The 17,149-nt window shown below is 52.6% G+C and carries 16 protein-coding genes and 1 pseudogene; 13 read left to right on the forward strand and 4 right to left on the reverse strand.

The genetic code is table 11. From position 1 onward, the window contains the following. Window positions 1-17 precede the first annotated feature (17 nt). Window positions 18-1,220 carry an FAD-dependent 2-octaprenylphenol hydroxylase gene (gene ubiI, locus C1P89_RS24185; RefSeq protein ID WP_001192185.1) on the forward strand — a complete coding sequence of 401 codons (1,203 nt, stop codon included), beginning with the start codon at window positions 18-20 and terminating at the stop codon, window positions 1,218-1,220. Window positions 1,221-1,293: 73 nt separating this feature from the next. Here the strand turns inward: ubiI and C1P89_RS24190 are convergent, their stop codons facing one another. Next, complete coding sequence (locus C1P89_RS24190; RefSeq protein WP_122056850.1) at window positions 1,294-1,377, reverse strand: hypothetical protein; 84 nt, start codon at window positions 1,375-1,377, stop codon at window positions 1,294-1,296. 289 nt (window positions 1,378-1,666) lie between these two features. Here C1P89_RS24190 and gcvT point away from each other — a divergent pair, with 289 nt between their 5' ends. The 4 genes and pseudogenes from gcvT to C1P89_RS24210 all read left to right on the forward strand — a co-directional run bounded on the left by gcvT (window position 1,667) and on the right by C1P89_RS24210 (window position 7,174). After that, the gene (gene gcvT, locus C1P89_RS24195; RefSeq protein WP_005155176.1) at window positions 1,667-2,761 is read left to right on the forward strand and encodes a glycine cleavage system aminomethyltransferase GcvT; all 1,095 of its coding nucleotides are present in this window, start codon (window positions 1,667-1,669) and stop codon (window positions 2,759-2,761) included. Between the two features lie 23 nt (window positions 2,762-2,784). Next, window positions 2,785-3,174: a glycine cleavage system protein GcvH gene (gene gcvH / locus C1P89_RS24200; protein ID WP_001295377.1), complete on the forward strand. Its 390-nt coding sequence runs from the start codon at window positions 2,785-2,787 to the stop codon at window positions 3,172-3,174. Window positions 3,175-3,292: 118 nt separating this feature from the next. Further along, a pseudogene (gene gcvP, locus C1P89_RS24205) lies at window positions 3,293-6,165 on the forward strand (aminomethyl-transferring glycine dehydrogenase). Between the two features lie 265 nt (window positions 6,166-6,430). After that, complete coding sequence (locus tag C1P89_RS24210; RefSeq protein WP_000951938.1) at window positions 6,431-7,174, forward strand: SDR family oxidoreductase; 744 nt, start codon at window positions 6,431-6,433, stop codon at window positions 7,172-7,174. Between the two features lie 56 nt (window positions 7,175-7,230). Here C1P89_RS24210 and bglA read toward each other — a convergent pair whose 3' ends face one another. Then, on the reverse strand, window positions 7,231-8,664 hold the full coding sequence (gene bglA / locus C1P89_RS24215) for a 6-phospho-beta-glucosidase BglA (protein ID WP_005137189.1): 1,434 nt from the start codon (window positions 8,662-8,664) through the stop codon (window positions 7,231-7,233). Window positions 8,665-8,708: 44 nt separating this feature from the next. Between bglA and yqfB the strand changes: the two genes are divergently transcribed. After that, on the forward strand, window positions 8,709-9,020 hold the full coding sequence (yqfB, locus tag C1P89_RS24220) for a N(4)-acetylcytidine aminohydrolase (RefSeq protein WP_001182954.1): 312 nt from the start codon (window positions 8,709-8,711) through the stop codon (window positions 9,018-9,020). A gap of 163 nt (window positions 9,021-9,183) precedes the next feature. Continuing rightward, window positions 9,184-9,843: a PAQR family membrane homeostasis protein TrhA gene (gene trhA, locus C1P89_RS24225; RefSeq protein WP_000250274.1), complete on the forward strand. Its 660-nt coding sequence runs from the start codon at window positions 9,184-9,186 to the stop codon at window positions 9,841-9,843. A gap of 195 nt (window positions 9,844-10,038) precedes the next feature. Here the strand turns inward: trhA and ygfZ are convergent, their stop codons facing one another. Beyond that, window positions 10,039-11,019, reverse strand: coding sequence for a tRNA-modifying protein YgfZ (gene ygfZ / locus C1P89_RS24230; protein ID WP_000886060.1), 981 nt, complete (start codon window positions 11,017-11,019; stop codon window positions 10,039-10,041). Window positions 11,020-11,261: 242 nt separating this feature from the next. Between ygfZ and sdhE the strand changes: the two genes are divergently transcribed. Then, window positions 11,262-11,528 carry an FAD assembly factor SdhE gene (gene sdhE, locus C1P89_RS24235; RefSeq protein WP_000354046.1) on the forward strand — a complete coding sequence of 89 codons (267 nt, stop codon included), beginning with the start codon at window positions 11,262-11,264 and terminating at the stop codon, window positions 11,526-11,528. Further along, window positions 11,509-11,916 (forward strand): protein YgfX, encoded by a 408-nt coding sequence (locus C1P89_RS24240; protein ID WP_000244777.1) that lies wholly within the window; start codon window positions 11,509-11,511, stop codon window positions 11,914-11,916. The genes sdhE and C1P89_RS24240 overlap by 20 nt, the downstream gene beginning before the upstream one ends. Before the next feature lie 39 nt (window positions 11,917-11,955). Here C1P89_RS24240 and fldB read toward each other — a convergent pair whose 3' ends face one another. After that, on the reverse strand, window positions 11,956-12,477 hold the full coding sequence (gene fldB, locus C1P89_RS24245) for a flavodoxin FldB (RefSeq protein ID WP_001055874.1): 522 nt from the start codon (window positions 12,475-12,477) through the stop codon (window positions 11,956-11,958). A 111-nt stretch (window positions 12,478-12,588) separates the two neighbouring features. On the opposite strand from fldB, the gene xerD reads away from it, so the two are divergent. The 4 genes from xerD (at window position 12,589) to prfB (ending at window position 17,148) form a co-directional block, all read left to right on the forward strand. Beyond that, complete coding sequence (gene xerD, locus C1P89_RS24250; protein WP_000806638.1) at window positions 12,589-13,485, forward strand: site-specific tyrosine recombinase XerD; 897 nt, start codon at window positions 12,589-12,591, stop codon at window positions 13,483-13,485. Window positions 13,486-13,509: 24 nt separating this feature from the next. Then, complete coding sequence (dsbC, locus tag C1P89_RS24255) at window positions 13,510-14,220, forward strand: bifunctional protein-disulfide isomerase/oxidoreductase DsbC (protein WP_000715206.1); 711 nt, start codon at window positions 13,510-13,512, stop codon at window positions 14,218-14,220. A gap of 5 nt (window positions 14,221-14,225) precedes the next feature. Next, the gene (gene recJ / locus C1P89_RS24260) at window positions 14,226-15,959 is read left to right on the forward strand and encodes a single-stranded-DNA-specific exonuclease RecJ (RefSeq protein ID WP_000813167.1); all 1,734 of its coding nucleotides are present in this window, start codon (window positions 14,226-14,228) and stop codon (window positions 15,957-15,959) included. A gap of 90 nt (window positions 15,960-16,049) precedes the next feature. Continuing rightward, a protein-coding gene (prfB, locus tag C1P89_RS24265; RefSeq protein ID WP_001701073.1) for a peptide chain release factor 2 occupies window positions 16,050-17,148 on the forward strand; the annotation gives its coding sequence in 2 pieces (ribosomal slippage) (window positions 16,050-16,124 and window positions 16,126-17,148; 1,098 coding nt in all). Window position 17,149: the final 1 nt, after the last annotated feature.

A 17,149-nucleotide genomic window follows, 5' to 3' on the forward strand; every position in this document is an offset into this window, starting at 1 on the left:
GTTTTAAGGAATAAACAATGCAAAGTGTTGATGTAGCCATTGTTGGTGGCGGCATGGTGGGGCTGGCGGTTGCCTGCGGCTTACAGGGGAGCGGCTTACGCGTTGCCGTACTGGAGCAGCGCGTACCGGAACCTCTGGCGGCGGATGCACCACCACAACTGCGCGTTTCGGCTATCAATGCCGCCAGCGAAAAATTACTCACCCGTCTTGGCGTCTGGCAGGACATTCTCTCTCGTAGGGCCAGTTGTTATCACGGTATGGAAGTGTGGGACAAAGACAGTTTTGGTCACATTTCGTTTGACGATCAAAGCATGGGCTATAGCCATCTTGGGCATATCGTTGAAAACTCAGTGATTCACTACGCGCTGTGGAACAAAGCGCAGCAGTCGTCAGATATCACTCTGTTGGCCCCCGCAGAATTACAGCAGGTCGCCTGGGGAGAAAATGAAACTTTCCTGACGCTGAAAGATGGCAGCATGTTAACGGCGCGTCTGGTGATTGGCGCGGACGGTGCTAATTCCTGGTTGCGCAACAAAGCAGATATTCCGCTGACTTTCTGGGATTATCAGCATCACGCGCTGGTAGCGACCATTCGCACGGAAGAACCGCATGATGCGGTGGCGCGGCAGGTTTTCCATGGCGAAGGCATTCTGGCCTTTTTACCGCTTAGCGATCCGCATCTTTGCTCAATTGTCTGGTCACTGTCGCCAGAGGAAGCGCAGCGGATGCAGCAGGCAAGTGAAGATGAATTTAATCGCGCGTTAAATATCGCTTTTGATAATCGCCTGGGCTTATGCAAGGTTGAGAGCGCGCGTCAGGTGTTCCCACTGACGGGGCGTTATGCGCGCCAGTTTGCCGCGCACCGTCTGGTGCTGGTGGGCGACGCCGCGCATACCATTCACCCGCTGGCGGGGCAGGGAGTAAATCTTGGCTTTATGGATGCTGCAGAGCTGATTGCTGAACTGAAACGGTTGCATCGTCAGGGGAAAGACATCGGGCAGTACATTTACCTGCGCCGGTATGAGCGTAGCCGCAAGCACAGTGCGGCGCTGATGCTGGCTGGTATGCAGGGATTCCGCGATCTGTTTTCCGGTACCAATCCGGCGAAAAAACTGCTGCGTGATATTGGTTTGAAACTGGCCGACACGCTTCCTGGCGTTAAACCACAACTTATCCGCCAGGCAATGGGATTAAACGATTTGCCTGAATGGCTGCGTTAAAAATTTCTCTTCTGCTGTTTATTTGATACCCATCACACTTTCATCTCCCGGTTTTTTCGCCGGGAGATTTTCCTCATTTGAAATAAACTAATTTCACCTCCGTTTTCGCATTATATTTTCTAATGTCATTATTTTTTGATTTAGTGTTTTTTGACATTTTTTTAGCTCTTAATATTGCCTTATTCAAATTAGCTTTCTAATGGCATCATCTTTATATAGAAACTGGTGTGTTTTTTGGTTTTTTATTCTGTCGCGATTTTGGCGTTTTTTAACCATAAGCTAATGTGATGATCAATTTTACCTTATGGTTAACAGTCTGTTTCGGTGGTAAGTTCAGGCAAAAGAGAACGATTGCGTTGGGGACCGGGAGTGGCTCCGATGCTGGGTTTCGTGGTGATAATTTCACCATGAAAAGTTGTCAGCCCCGCTTATTCAATGAGGACAAGATGGCACAACAGACTCCTTTGTACGAACAACACACGCTTTGCGGCGCTCGCATGGTGGATTTCCACGGCTGGATGATGCCGCTGCATTACGGTTCGCAAATCGACGAACATCATGCGGTACGTACCGATGCCGGAATGTTTGATGTGTCACATATGACCATCGTCGATCTCCGCGGCAGCCGCACCCGGGAGTTTCTGCGTTATCTGCTGGCGAACGATGTGGCGAAGCTCACCAAAAGCGGCAAAGCCCTTTACTCGGGGATGTTGAATGCCTCTGGCGGTGTGATAGATGACCTCATCGTCTACTACTTTACTGAAGATTTCTTCCGCCTCGTTGTTAACTCCGCCACCCGCGAAAAAGACCTCTCCTGGATTACCCAACACGCTGAACCTTTCGGCATCGAAATTACCGTTCGTGATGACCTTTCCATGATTGCCGTGCAAGGGCCGAATGCGCAGGCAAAAGCTGCCACACTGTTTAATGACGCCCAGCGTCAGGCGGTGGAAGGGATGAAACCGTTCTTTGGCGTGCAGGCGGGCGATCTGTTTATTGCCACCACTGGTTATACCGGTGAAGCGGGCTATGAAATTGCGCTGCCCAATGAAAAAGCGGCCGATTTCTGGCGTGCGCTGGTGGAAGCGGGTGTTAAGCCATGTGGCTTGGGCGCGCGTGACACGCTGCGTCTGGAAGCGGGCATGAATCTTTATGGTCAGGAGATGGACGAAACTATTTCTCCTTTAGCCGCCAACATGGGCTGGACTATCGCCTGGGAACCGGCAGATCGTGACTTTATCGGTCGTGAAGCCCTGGAAGTGCAGCGTGAGCATGGTACAGAAAAACTGGTTGGTCTGGTGATGACCGAAAAAGGCGTGCTGCGTAATGAACTGCCGGTACGCTTTACCGATGCGCAGGGCAACCAGCATGAAGGCATTATCACCAGCGGTACTTTCTCCCCGACGCTGGGTTACAGCATTGCGCTGGCGCGCGTGCTGGAAGGTATTGGCGAAACGGCGATTGTGCAAATTCGCAACCGTGAAATGTCGGTTAAAGTGACAAAACCTGTTTTTGTGCGTAACGGCAAAGCCGTCGCGTGATTTACTTTTTTGGAGATTGATTGATGAGCAACGTACCAGCAGAACTGAAATACAGCAAAGAACACGAATGGCTGCGTAAAGAAGCCGACGGCACTTACACCGTTGGTATTACCGAACATGCTCAGGAGCTGTTAGGCGATATGGTGTTTGTTGACCTGCCGGAAGTGGGCGCAACGGTTAGCGCGGGCGATGACTGCGCGGTTGCCGAATCAGTAAAAGCGGCGTCAGACATTTATGCGCCAGTAAGCGGTGAAATCGTGGCGGTAAACGACGCACTGAGCGATTCCCCGGAACTGGTGAACAGCGAACCGTATGCAGGTGGCTGGATCTTTAAAATCAAAGCCAGCGATGAAAGCGAACTGGAATCACTGCTGGATGCGACCGCATACGAAGCATTGTTAGAAGACGAGTAACGGCTTTATTCCTCTTCTGCGGGAGAGGATCAGGGTGAGGAAAATTTATGCCTCACCCTCACTCTCTTCGTAAGGAGAGAGGTTCACAATTCACTGCACGTTTCAGGAACCATCGCTCATGACACAGACGTTAAGCCAGCTTGAAAACAGCGGCGCTTTTATTGAACGCCATATCGGACCGGACGCCGCGCAACAGCAAGAAATGCTGAATGCCGTTGGCGCACAATCGTTAAACGCGCTGACCGGCCAGATTGTACCGAAAGATATTCAGCTTGCGACCCCGCCGCAGGTTGGCGCACCGGCGACCGAATACGCCGCACTGGCAGAACTCAAGGCTATTGCCAGTCGCAATAAACGCTTCACGTCTTACATCGGCATGGGTTACACCGCCGTGCAGCTACCGCCGGTTATCCTGCGTAACATGCTGGAAAATCCGGGCTGGTATACCGCGTACACTCCGTATCAACCTGAAGTCTCCCAGGGCCGCCTTGAAGCACTGCTCAACTTCCAGCAGGTAACGCTGGATTTGACTGGACTGGATATGGCCTCTGCTTCTCTTCTGGACGAGGCCACCGCTGCCGCCGAAGCAATGGCGATGGCGAAACGCGTCAGCAAACTGAAAAATGCCAACCGCTTCTTCGTGGCTTCCGATGTGCATCCGCAAACGCTGGATGTGGTCCGTACTCGTGCCGAAACCTTTGGTTTTGAAGTGATTGTCGATGACGCGCAAAAAGTGCTCGACCATCAGGACGTCTTCGGCGTGCTGTTACAGCAGGTAGGCACTACCGGTGAAATTCACGACTACACTGCGCTTATTAGCGAACTGAAATCACGCAAAATTGTGGTCAGCGTTGCCGCCGATATTATGGCGCTGGTGCTGTTAACTGCGCCGGGTAAACAGGGCGCGGATATTGTTTTTGGTTCGGCGCAACGCTTCGGCGTGCCGATGGGCTACGGTGGCCCACACGCGGCATTCTTTGCGGCGAAAGATGAATACAAACGCTCAATGCCGGGCCGTATTATCGGTGTATCGAAAGATGCAGCTGGCAATACCGCGCTGCGCATGGCGATGCAGACTCGCGAGCAACATATTCGTCGTGAGAAAGCGAACTCCAACATTTGTACTTCCCAGGTACTGCTGGCAAACATCGCCAGCCTGTATGCCGTTTATCACGGCCCGGTTGGCCTGAAACGTATCGCTAACCGCATTCACCGTCTGACCGATATTCTGGCGGCGGGCCTGCAACAAAAAGGTCTGAAACTGCGCCATGCGCACTATTTCGACACCTTGTGTGTGGAAGTGGCCGACAAAGCGGGCGTACTGACGCGTGCCGAAGCGGCTGAAATCAACCTGCGTAGCGATATCCTGAACGCCGTGGGGATCACCCTTGATGAAACCACCACGCGTGAAAACGTAATGCAGCTTTTCAGCGTGCTGCTGGGCGATAACCACGGGCTGGAGATCGACACGCTGGACAAAGACGTGGCTCACGACAGCCGCTCTATCCAGCCTGCGATGCTGCGCGACGACGAAATCCTCACCCATCCGGTGTTTAATCGCTACCACAGCGAAACCGAAATGATGCGCTATATGCACTCGCTGGAGCGTAAAGATCTGGCGCTGAATCAGGCGATGATCCCGCTGGGTTCCTGCACCATGAAACTGAACGCCGCCGCCGAGATGATCCCAATCACCTGGCCGGAATTTGCCGAACTGCACCCGTTTTGCCCGCCGGAACAGGCTGAAGGTTATCAGCAGATGATTGCGCAGCTGGCTGACTGGCTGGTGAAACTGACCGGTTACGACGCCGTTTGTATGCAGCCGAACTCCGGCGCACAGGGCGAATACGCGGGCCTGCTGGCGATTCGTCATTATCATGAAAGCCGCAACGAAGGGCATCGCGATATCTGCCTGATCCCGGCTTCTGCGCACGGAACTAACCCCGCTTCTGCACATATGGCAGGAATGCAGGTGGTGGTTGTGGCGTGTGATAAAAACGGCAACATCGATCTGACTGATCTGCGCGCGAAAGCGGAACAGGCGGGCGATAACCTCTCCTGTATCATGGTGACTTATCCTTCTACCCACGGCGTGTATGAAGAAACGATCCGTGAAGTGTGTGAAGTCGTGCATCAGTTCGGCGGTCAGGTTTACCTTGATGGCGCGAACATGAACGCCCAGGTTGGCATCACCTCGCCGGGCTTTATTGGCGCGGACGTTTCGCACCTCAACCTGCATAAAACTTTCTGCATTCCGCACGGCGGTGGTGGTCCGGGTATGGGACCGATCGGTGTGAAAGCGCATCTGGCACCGTTTGTACCGGGTCATAGCGTGGTGCAAATCGAAGGCATGTTAACCCGTCAGGGCGCAGTTTCTGCGGCACCGTTCGGTAGCGCCTCTATCCTGCCAATCAGCTGGATGTACATCCGCATGATGGGCGCAGAAGGGCTGAAAAAAGCAAGCCAGGTGGCAATCCTCAACGCCAACTATATTGCCAGCCGCCTGCAGGATGCCTTCCCGGTGCTGTATACCGGTCGCGACGGTCGCGTGGCGCACGAATGTATTCTCGATATTCGCCCGCTGAAAGAAGAAACCGGCATCAGCGAGCTGGATATTGCCAAGCGCCTGATCGACTACGGTTTCCACGCGCCGACGATGTCGTTCCGGTGGCGGGTACGCTGATGGTTGAACCGACTGAATCTGAAAGCAAAGTGGAACTGGATCGCTTTATCGACGCGATGCTGGCTATCCGCGCAGAAATTGACCAGGTGAAAGCCGCTGTCTGGCCGCTGGAAGATAACCCGCTGGTGAACGCGCCGCACATTCAGAGCGAACTGGTCGCCGAGTGGGCGCATCCGTACAGCCGTGAAGTTGCGGTATTCCCGGCAGGCGTGGCAGACAAATACTGGCCGACGGTGAAACGTCTGGATGATGTTTACGGCGACCGTAACCTGTTCTGCTCCTGCGTACCGATTAGCGAATACCAGTAATTCACTGATTCGACTATTTTCTAAAGGCGCTTCGGCGCCTTTTTAGTCAGATGACAAAGTACAAAAGTGCTCAGACAGTCCCCTCGCCCCTTTGGGGAGAGGGTTAGGGTGAGGGGAACAGGCCGGCACTGGCGCGAATATTTACCCTCACCCCGGCCCTCTCCCTGAAAGGGCGAGGGGAAAAGCGTGCCAACATTGAAGATTGAGCCAGTTTGTTAGCAATCTCAAAGATACGTCAACGAATTAATTTTTCTCGGAAAAACAAATGGCTATAGCACTTGTGACCGATGGCAGTCGCGGCATCGGGCGGGCAACTGCATTACTGTTGGCGAAAGAAGAGTATACGGTGGCGGTTAATTATCAACAAAATCTCCATGCGGCGCAGGAAGTGGTGAACTTAATCACGCAAGCCGGTGGCAAGGCATTCGTGCTCCAGGCGGATATCAGCGACGAAAATCAGGTCATCGCAATGTTTACAGCAATCGATCAGCACGATGAACCGCTAGCAGCGCTGGTCAATAACGCCGGGATCTTGTTTACCCAGTGCACCGTTGAAAACCTTACCGCAGAGCGAATCAACCGAGTACTTTCCACCAACATGACGGGATATTTTCTCTGCTGCCGCGAGGCGGTAAAACGCATGGCGCTTAAAAATGGTGGCAGTGGCGGCGCTATCGTCAATGTCTCTTCGGTGGCCTCACGGTTGGGTTCGCCAGGGGAATATGTTGATTACGCGGCATCGAAAGGGGCGATTGATACGTTAACCACCGGACTATCGCTGGAAGTCGCCGCGCAGGGGGTCCGCGTTAACTGCGTGCGGCCAGGGTTTATTTTTACCGAAATGCACGCCAGCGGCGGCGAGCCTGGACGCGTCGATCGCGTTAAGTCGAACATCCCCATGCAGCGTGGTGGACAGGCAGAAGAGGTCGCGCAGGCCATTGTCTGGCTACTAAGTGATAAAGCCTCTTACGTCACGGGAAGTTTTATCGATTTGGCGGGCGGGAAATAAAACAGGGAAGTTGTCTGACCGGATGCAACAAGTATTGCATCCGGTACTTCATCGACTTAAAGCTTCTCGCCGTTGCTGGTAATCACCTCTTTGTACCAGTTAAAGCTCTTCTTACGTGAACGCGACATATCGCCAGTACCGTCGTCATGTTTATTCACATAGATAAAGCCGTAGCGTTTGCTGTACTGCCCGGTGGTGAACGATACGCAGTCGATGCAGCCCCACGGTGTGTAGCCCATCAGATCCACGCCATCGTAAGTCACCGCTTTTTTCATCTCTTCGATATGGGCGCGCAGGTAGTCAATGCGGTAGTCGTCGTTGATGCTGCCATCTTCTTCCACTTTGTCGTAAGCGCCAAAACCGTTTTCGACAATAAACAGCGGCCTCTGATAACGCTCATACAGTTCGCAAAGGGCATAGCGCAGACCTACTGGATCAATCTGCCAGCCCCAGTCAGACGCTTTAACATACGGGTTCGGTACGCTGCCTTCGAAACCAGAGATCGCATCGCCGGTGCCGCCTTCGGCCTTCACTGCGTTGGTCATGTAATAGCTGAAACCAAGATAATCGCAGGTGCCTTCGCGCAGTACATCGAGATCGCCGTCTTCCATTTTGATGTTAAATCCGCGACGCTCCCACTCGTTCAACACATAGGACGGGTAATAGCCGCGTAGCTGCACATCGGTAAAGACGTAGCGTTCGCGCATCGACTCCTGAGCGAACATCACATCGTCCGGGTTACAGCAGTAGGGATAGAGCGGCACCATCGCCAGCATACAGCCGACTTTCATCTCCGGGTTAATGCGACGCGCAGCTTTCACCGCCAGGGCGCTGGCGACAAACTGGTGATGCAGCACCTGATACATCGTCTCTTCCGGGTTCTCATGCTCGGTATAAACCACGCCGGAGCAGCAGTAACCGAACAGCGGTGCACGCCAGTTACGCTGGTTGTTAATTTCGTTGAAGGTCATCCAGTATTTGACTTTATGCTTATAGCGTTCAAACACCACTTCCGCGAAACGGACAAAGAAATCAACCACTTTACGGTTGGTCCAGCTACCGTATTGCTGCACCAGATGCAGCGGCATTTCAAAGTGGGAGAGGGTGATCACCGGTTCGATGTTGTATTTCAGCAGTTCATCGAACATATCATCGTAGAACTTCAGCCCTTCTTCGTTTGGCTGAGCTTCATCGCCTTTTGGAAAAATGCGCGTCCAGGCTATGGAAGTCCGAAAACATTTGAAGCCCATTTCGGCAAATAGCTTGATGTCTTCCTTGTAGTGACCATAAAAATCAACGGCTTCATGGTTTGGATAGTATTTGCCTGGCAAGACTTCTTTGGTGATTTCGCGCGGCACGCCGTGTGCGCCACCGGTCAGAACGTCACAAATGCTCGGCCCTTTGCCGCCTTTGTTCCAGCCGCCTTCGACCTGATGAGCGGCAACTGCGCCGCCCCATAAGAAATCTTTCTGTAAGGTGAGTTTTTTCACTATCATAGGCTCCAGATGAGTCAATTCTTACAGGAAATAGTACCATGCAGCCAAACGACATCACTTTTTTTCAACGTTTCCAGGATGACATTCTGGCTGGGCGTAAAACCATCACCATCCGCGACGAGTCTGAATCGCACTTCAAAACGGGTGATGTGCTTCGTGTCGGGCGTTTTGAAGATGACGGTTATTTTTGCACGATTGAAGTCACCGCAACCTCAACCGTAACGCTGGATACGCTGACGGAAAAACATGCAGAGCAGGAAAATATGACCCTGACTGAACTGATAAAGGTCATTGCCGACATCTATCCCGGTCAGACACAGTTTTATGTGATTGAATTTAAATGTCTTTAAATTGAACTCACGCCTGTTAGTTGAAATTTCGCATTTAATTTCATGATTTTTAGGAGATTAGTCTCAAATCAGAATTTATTTTAGCTAACAGGTGTTCACTGGAACTATTCTCAGTTACGCTGGAGAGGTATACATGTGCGTGTACGTTTCTCCGGAGTAAGTTATGGTTCAGAAGCCCCTCATTAAGCAGGGATATTCGCTGGCAGAGGAAATTGCCAACAGCGTCAGTCACGGCATTGGGTTGGTGTTTGGTATCGTTGGGCTGGTGTTGCTACTGGTTCAGGCGGTGGATCTCAATGCCAGCGCCACAGCGATAACCAGTTACAGCCTCTATGGCGGCAGTATGATCCTGCTGTTCCTCGCTTCGACGCTCTATCACGCCATTCCTCATCAACGGGCAAAAATGTGGCTGAAGAAATTTGACCATTGCGCTATTTACCTGTTGATTGCCGGAACCTACACGCCGTTTTTGCTGGTGGGGCTGGATTCTCCGTTAGCGCGCGGGTTGATGATTGTTATCTGGAGCCTGGCATTGCTGGGTATTCTGTTTAAACTGACCATCGCGCACCGATTCAAAATTTTATCTCTGGTGACCTATCTGGCGATGGGCTGGCTGTCGCTGGTGGTAATTTATGAAATGGCAGTTAAGCTCGCGGCGGGCAGCGTTACCTTATTGGCGGTAGGCGGCGTGGTTTATTCGCTCGGAGTGATTTTCTATGTCTGCAAACGCATTCCCTACAATCATGCCATCTGGCACGGCTTCGTGCTCGGCGGCAGTGTGTGCCACTTTCTGGCGATCTATTTGTATATTGGGCAGGCGTAATGGGTATGCCTTTGTAGGCCTGAAAAGACGCGTCAGCGTCGCATCAGGCATCGGAGCACAACTGCCGGATTCGGCGTGAACGCCTTATCCGATCTACGGGCCTCGTCCCTGTTGTGATAAAGGCATCAAATCCCAGACATGATAAGACGCGTCAGCGTCGCATCAGGCGATAAATGCCTGATGCGATAAAGAGATTTACTCTTCGAGCGAATACGGCAGCGGCTCAATATGCAATGTATTCGCATCGTCGCGTACGCGGAAGATGCTATCCGGTTCCATATCGTTATTCATGACGACCTGTACCACGACCTGACCATCTTCCAGTTTTACCGCAGCCAGCACCGTACCGGTACGACGCCAGTTCTCGCCCATTTTCAGCTCTAAGTCTTCACCAGCTTCCGGCAGTCGGCTGGCGCTACCTGCCAGCAACCAGAGCGCACGTTTATTGGCACCACGGAATTTTGCTCGCGCCACCATCTCTTGTCCGGTATAACAGCCTTTCTTAAAGCTGATACCGCCCAGCGCCTGGAGATTGGTCGCCTGTGGGATAAACTGCCCGCTGTTGGCGGCATCAATCACCGGGAAACCCGCTTCAATGTTTAATGCCAGCCACTGTTGGCTATTGTTCAGTTCCGCTTCACCGCGCAGTTTATCGGTCAGCATATTAGCAGTAGCTTCATCGGTTACGATCAGGAAACGTTCTGCCGGGTATTCAAACCATAGCAAAGTGGTCGCGCCTTCTTTAACTACCTGTTTTTCTTTCGAAGGCAGTTCACTAAAGATATTTGCCAGCGCGGCGCGCGCCTGAAAACCGGCAACACCAAGCAGCACATGCTCGTCGTCTGGCGCGATGGTCACTTTAGAGAACACCGCATATTTTTTCAGTTCAGTCAGCTGCGGTTCACGCACGCTGCGCCGTTCAATCCACGCAAAGCCATCGCCGTCGCGGAACAGACGTAAATTGCTCCACATTTTGCCTTTGGCGTCGCAATGGGCGGCGAGCAGGTGCTGATCTTCTGCCATCTGGCTGACATCTGCTGTCACCTGACCCTGCATATATTTTTCGCTGTCCGCGCCAGTAATGGTGGCAAGCGCCCAGTCATCAAGCGTCATCAGCGTCAGCGGTAAACGGGCAGAAGCCGTAGGCTGACGGGGAGGAAAAGGTGTAAAAGCCATAATAGAGTCCTGAGTTGCTTAACGGCGTATTAATGACTAATGGTAAAAGAGCTATGAGGCAATGCAAGTGCTTTCACTACGCGATCTGTGCCTTCTGCGAGGCGACTTCCAAAAAAATGAAGCCATTGAATTGTTGTGAATTAATTTCGTGATCGCGATGGTGTTTACTGATATTCCCGTAAAAGAAGGCGAAAAACACGTTACAATAGCGGGGTACTGGATTTTCGTGAGACAGGAAGAAGATGGACATTAACAACAAAGCCCGCATTCATTGGGCATGCCGCCGTGGTATGCGCGAACTCGATATTTCAATCATGCCGTTTTTCGAACATGAGTACGACAGCTTAAGCGATGACGAAAAACGCATCTTTATTCGTCTGCTGGAATGTGACGATCCGGACCTGTTTAACTGGCTGATGAATCACGGTAAACCGGCCGATGCAGAACTGGAAATGATGGTCCGACTCATCCAGACACGGAACCGGGAACGTGGTCCTGTGGCAATCTGATTTGCGCGTCTCCTGGCGCGCACAGTGGCTTTCCTTGCTGATTCATGGGCTGGTTGCCGCTGTTATTTTACTCATGCCCTGGCCACTCAGTTACACCCCGTTATGGATGGTGTTACTTTCGCTGGTGGTGTTTGATTGCGTTCGCAGCCAGCGGCGTATTAATGCTCGCCAGGGGGAAATTCGCTTGTTGATGGACGGGCGTTTGCGTTGGCAAGGGCAGGAGTGGAGCATCGTCAAAGCACCGTGGATGATTAAGAGCGGCATGATGCTGCGTTTACGTTCTGATGGCGGTAAACGGCAACATTTATGGCTGGCAGCCGACAGCATGGACGAAGCCGAATGGCGGGATTTACGGCGGATTTTGTTGCAACAAGAGACGCAAAGATAAAGATGACGGCAAAGCATATGCGCTAAGCCGTCAGTGAGATCAGGCGTAATGCTCTGCCATTTCGTTGAGGATTTGCTCGCACCAGCTCTGAATACGCTCGTCGCTAAGGTCATACTGGTTAGTTTCATCCAGCGCCAGACCCACGAACAGTTGCCCGTCAGCAATCACCGGTTTCGGGCTGGTAAATTCATATCCTTCCGTTGGCCAGTAGCCGACGAACTTCACGCCTTTGGTCGAGAGTTTGTCATGCAGCATACCGAGCGCATCGAGGAACCACTCGCCGTATCCCAGTTGATCGCCAAGCCCATACAGCGCAACAATTTTACCTTCAAGGTTCAGGTCGTCGAGCTGATCCCAGACGGCTTCCCAGTCTTCCTGGATTTCACCAAAATCCCAGGTCGGGATACCCAGAATGAGCACATCGTACTGCTCCATTAATTTCGGGGAGTCGTCCTTGAGGTTATGTAAGGTCACCAGTTCTGGGCCGATAATATCGCGGATTTTTTCTGCCGCCATTTCGGTGTAACAGGTGCTGGAACCGTAAAAAAGACCCATATTCATAACGTAAGCTTCTCGATTCTGCTGTGGCTTTTGCAGCTAGTGTATCAGAATCGCTTTAGTCACGGCACAATAAGGCATAATGGATCAAATGAGTGACCATAAGGGGCGCAAGTGAAACAGGATCTGGCACGCATCGAGCAGTTTCTTGATGCTCTGTGGCTGGAAAAAAATCTGGCTGAAAATACGTTGAACGCTTACCGTCGCGATCTGTCAATGATGGTGGAGTGGTTGCATCACCGCGGGTTGACGCTGGCGACGGCGCAAAGTGACGATTTGCAGGCATTACTGGCAGAACGGCTGGAGGGCGGGTATAAAGCCACCAGCTCAGCGCGTTTGCTGAGTGCAGTGCGCCGATTGTTCCAGTATCTTTATCGCGAAAAGTTTCGTGAAGACGATCCCAGTGCGCATCTCGCTTCACCGAAATTGCCCCAGCGTTTGCCAAAAGATTTAAGCGAAGCGCAGGTCGAACGTTTATTACAGGCGCCATTAATTGATCAGCCACTGGAGCTACGCGATAAAGCCATGCTTGAAGTGTTGTATGCTACCGGGCTGCGTGTCTCTGAACTGGTCGGGCTGACAATGAGTGATATCAGCCTGCGTCAGGGCGTAGTGCGGGTCATTGGTAAAGGCAACAAAGAGCGCCTGGTACCGTTAGGTGAAGAGGCGGTTTACTGGCTGGAAACCTATCTGGAACATGGGCGTCCGTGGCTGCTGAATGGTGTGTCAATTGACGTGTTGTTTCCCAGCCAGCGTGCGCAGCAGATGACGCGACAGACCTTCTGGCACCGCATTAAACATTATGCCGTGCTGGCGGGTATCGACAGCGAAAAGCTGTCACCGCATGTGTTGCGTCACGCTTTTGCCACTCATTTATTAAATCATGGTGCGGATTTACGCGTGGTGCAGATGCTACTGGGCCACAGCGATCTTTCCACCACGCAAATTTATACGCATGTCGCTACCGAGCGTCTGCGGCAACTTCATCAACAGCATCACCCGCGGGCGTGATGTCTGAAAAGAACGGGAAGATTTATGAAGAAAGGTTTTATGTTGTTTACTTTGTTAGCGGCGTTTTCAGGTTTTGCTCAGGCTGATGACGCGGCAATTCAACAAACGTTAGCCAAAATGGGCATCAAAAGCAGCGATATTCAGCCCGCGCCCGTAGCTGGCATGAAGACAGTTCTGACTAACAGCGGCGTGTTGTACATCACCGATGATGGTAAACATATCATTCAGGGGCCAATGTATGACGTTAGCGGCACGGCTCCGGTCAATGTCACCAATAAGATGCTGTTAAAGCAGTTGAATGCGCTTGAAAAAGAGATGATCGTTTATAAAGCGCTGCAGGAAAAACACGTCATCACCGTGTTTACTGATATTACCTGTGGTTACTGCCACAAACTGCATGAGCAAATGGCAGACTATAACGCGCTGGGGATCACCGTGCGTTATCTTGCTTTCCCGCGCCAGGGGCTGGACAGCGATGCAGAGAAAGAAATGAAAGCTATCTGGTGTGCGAAAGATAAAAACAAAGCGTTTGATGATGTGATGGCAGGTAAAAGCGTCGCACCAGCCAGCTGCGACGTGGATATTGCCGACCATTACGCACTTGGCGTCCAGCTTGGCGTTAGCGGTACTCCGGCAGTTGTGCTGAGCAATGGCACACTTGTTCCGGGTTACCAGCCGCCGAAAGAGATGAAAGAATTCCTCGACGAACACCAAAAAATGACCAGCGGTAAATAATTCGCGTGAAACAACAGATACAACTTCGTCGCCGTGCAGTCGATGAAACGGCAGACTTGCCCGCTGAATTGCCTCCCTTGCTGCGCCGTTTATACGCCAGCCGGGGCGTGCGCAGTGCGCAAGAACTGGAACGCAGTGTTAAAGGGATGCTGCCCTGGCAGCAACTGAGCGGCGTCGAAAAGGCCGTTGAGATCCTTTACAACGCCTTTCGCGAAGGAACGCGGATTATTGTGGTCGGTGATTTCGACGCCGACGGTGCCACCAGCACGGCTCTAAGCGTGCTGGCGATGCGCTCGCTTGGTTGCAGCAATATCGACTACCTGGTTCCAAACCGTTTCGAAGACGGTTACGGCTTAAGCCCGGAAGTGGTCGATCAGGCCCATGCCCGTGGTGCGCAGTTAATTGTCACGGTGGATAACGGTATTTCCTCCCATGCGGGGGTTGAACACGCTCGCTCGTTGGGCATTCCGGTTATTGTTACCGATCACCATTTGCCGGGCGAAACATTACCCGCGGCGGAAGCGATCATTAACCCTAACTTGCGCGACTGTAATTTCCCGTCGAAATCACTGGCAGGCGTGGGTGTGGCGTTTTATCTGATGCTGGCGCTGCGCACCTTTTTGCGCGATCAGGGCTGGTTTGATGAGCGCGGCATCGCAATTCCTAACCTGGCAGAACTGCTGGATCTGGTAGCGCTGGGGACAGTGGCGGACGTCGTACCGCTGGACGCTAATAATCGCATTCTGACCTGGCAGGGGATGAGTCGCATCCGTGCCGGAAAGTGCCGTCCGGGGATTAAAGCGCTGCTTGAAGTGGCAAACCGTGATGCACAAAAACTCGCCGCCAGCGATTTAGGTTTTGCGCTGGGGCCACGTCTCAATGCTGCCGGACGACTGGACGATATGTCCGTCGGTGTGGCGCTCTTGCTGTGCGACAACATCGGCGAAGCGCGCGTGCTGGCAAATGAACTCGATGCGCTAAACCAGACGCGAAAAGAGATCGAACAAGGAATGCAGGTTGAAGCCCTGACCCTGTGCGAGAAACTGGAGCGCAGCCGTGACACGCTACCCGGCGGGCTGGCAATGTATCACCCCGAATGGCATCAGGGGGTTGTCGGTATTCTGGCTTCCCGTATTAAAGAGCGTTTTCACCGTCCGGTTATCGCCTTTGCGCCCGCGGGTGATGGTACGCTGAAAGGTTCTGGTCGCTCCATTCAGGGGCTGCATATGCGTGATGCGCTGGAGCGATTAGACACACTCTACCCTGGCATGATGCTGAAGTTTGGCGGTCATGCGATGGCGGCGGGTTTGTCGCTGGAAGCGGATAAATTCGAACTCTTTCAACAACGGTTTGGCGAACTGGTTACTGAGTGGCTGGACCCTTCGCTATTGCAAGGCGAAGTGGTGTCAGACGGTCCGTTAAGCCCGGCCGAAATGACCATGGAAGTGGCGCAGCTGCTGCGCGATGCTGGCCCGTGGGGGCAGATGTTCCCGGAGCCGCTGTTTGACGGTCATTTCCGGCTGCTGCAACAGCGGCTGGTGGGCGAACGTCATTTGAAAGTCATGGTCGAACCGGTCGGCGGCGGTCCGCTGCTGGATGGTATTGCTTTTAATGTCGATACCGCCCTCTGGCCGGATAACGGCGTGCGCGAAGTGCAACTGGCTTACAAGCTCGATATCAACGAGTTTCGCGGCAACCGCAGCCTGCAAATTATCATCGACAATATCTGGCCAATTTAGCGTCATCTTCTCTATAAAAAAGAGCGTGGATTGGGTACAATCCCGCTCTTATCACCGCATTTTGACTAGCTCAATAAAAGAAATCAGACCATGTTTGAAATTAATCCGGTAAATAATCGCATTCAGGACCTCACGGAACGCTCCGACGTTCTTAGGGGGTATCTTTGACTACGACGCCAAGAAAGAGCGTCTGGAAGAAGTAAACGCCGAGCTGGAACAGCCGGATGTCTGGAATGAACCCGAACGCGCACAGGCGCTGGGTAAAGAGCGTTCCTCCCTCGAAGCCGTTGTCGACACCCTCGACCAAATGAAACAGGGGCTGGAAGATGTTTCTGGTCTGCTGGAACTGGCTGTAGAAGCTGACGACGAAGAAACCTTTAACGAAGCCGTTGCTGAACTCGACGCCCTGGAAGAAAAACTGGCGCAGCTTGAGTTCCGCCGTATGTTCTCTGGCGAATATGACAGCGCCGACTGCTACCTCGATATTCAGGCGGGGTCTGGCGGTACGGAAGCACAGGACTGGGCGAGCATGCTTGAGCGTATGTATCTGCGCTGGGCAGAATCGCGTGGTTTCAAAACTGAAATCATCGAAGAGTCGGAAGGTGAAGTGGCGGGTATTAAATCCGTGACGATCAAAATCTCCGGCGATTACGCTTACGGCTGGCTGCGTACAGAAACTGGCGTTCACCGCCTGGTGCGTAAGAGCCCGTTTGACTCCGGCGGTCGTCGCCACACGTCGTTCAGCTCTGCGTTTGTTTATCCGGAAGTTGATGATGATATTGATATCGAAATCAACCCGGCGGATCTGCGCATTGACGTTTATCGCGCGTCCGGCGCGGGCGGTCAGCACGTTAACCGTACCGAATCTGCGGTGCGTATTACCCACATCCCGACCGGGATCGTGACCCAGTGCCAGAACGACCGTTCCCAGCACAAGAACAAAGATCAGGCCATGAAGCAGATGAAAGCGAAGCTTTATGAACTGGAGATGCAGAAGAAAAATGCCGAGAAACAGGCGATGGAAGATAACAAATCTGACATCGGCTGGGGCAGCCAGATTCGTTCTTATGTCCTTGATGACTCCCGCATTAAAGATCTGCGTACCGGGGTAGAAACTCGCAACACGCAGGCCGTGCTGGACGGCAGCCTGGATCAATTTATCGAAGCAAGTTTGAAAGCAGGGTTATGAG

The organism is Shigella sonnei (assembly GCF_002950395.1).
Taxonomy (GTDB): Bacteria; Pseudomonadota; Gammaproteobacteria; order Enterobacterales; family Enterobacteriaceae; genus ECMA0423.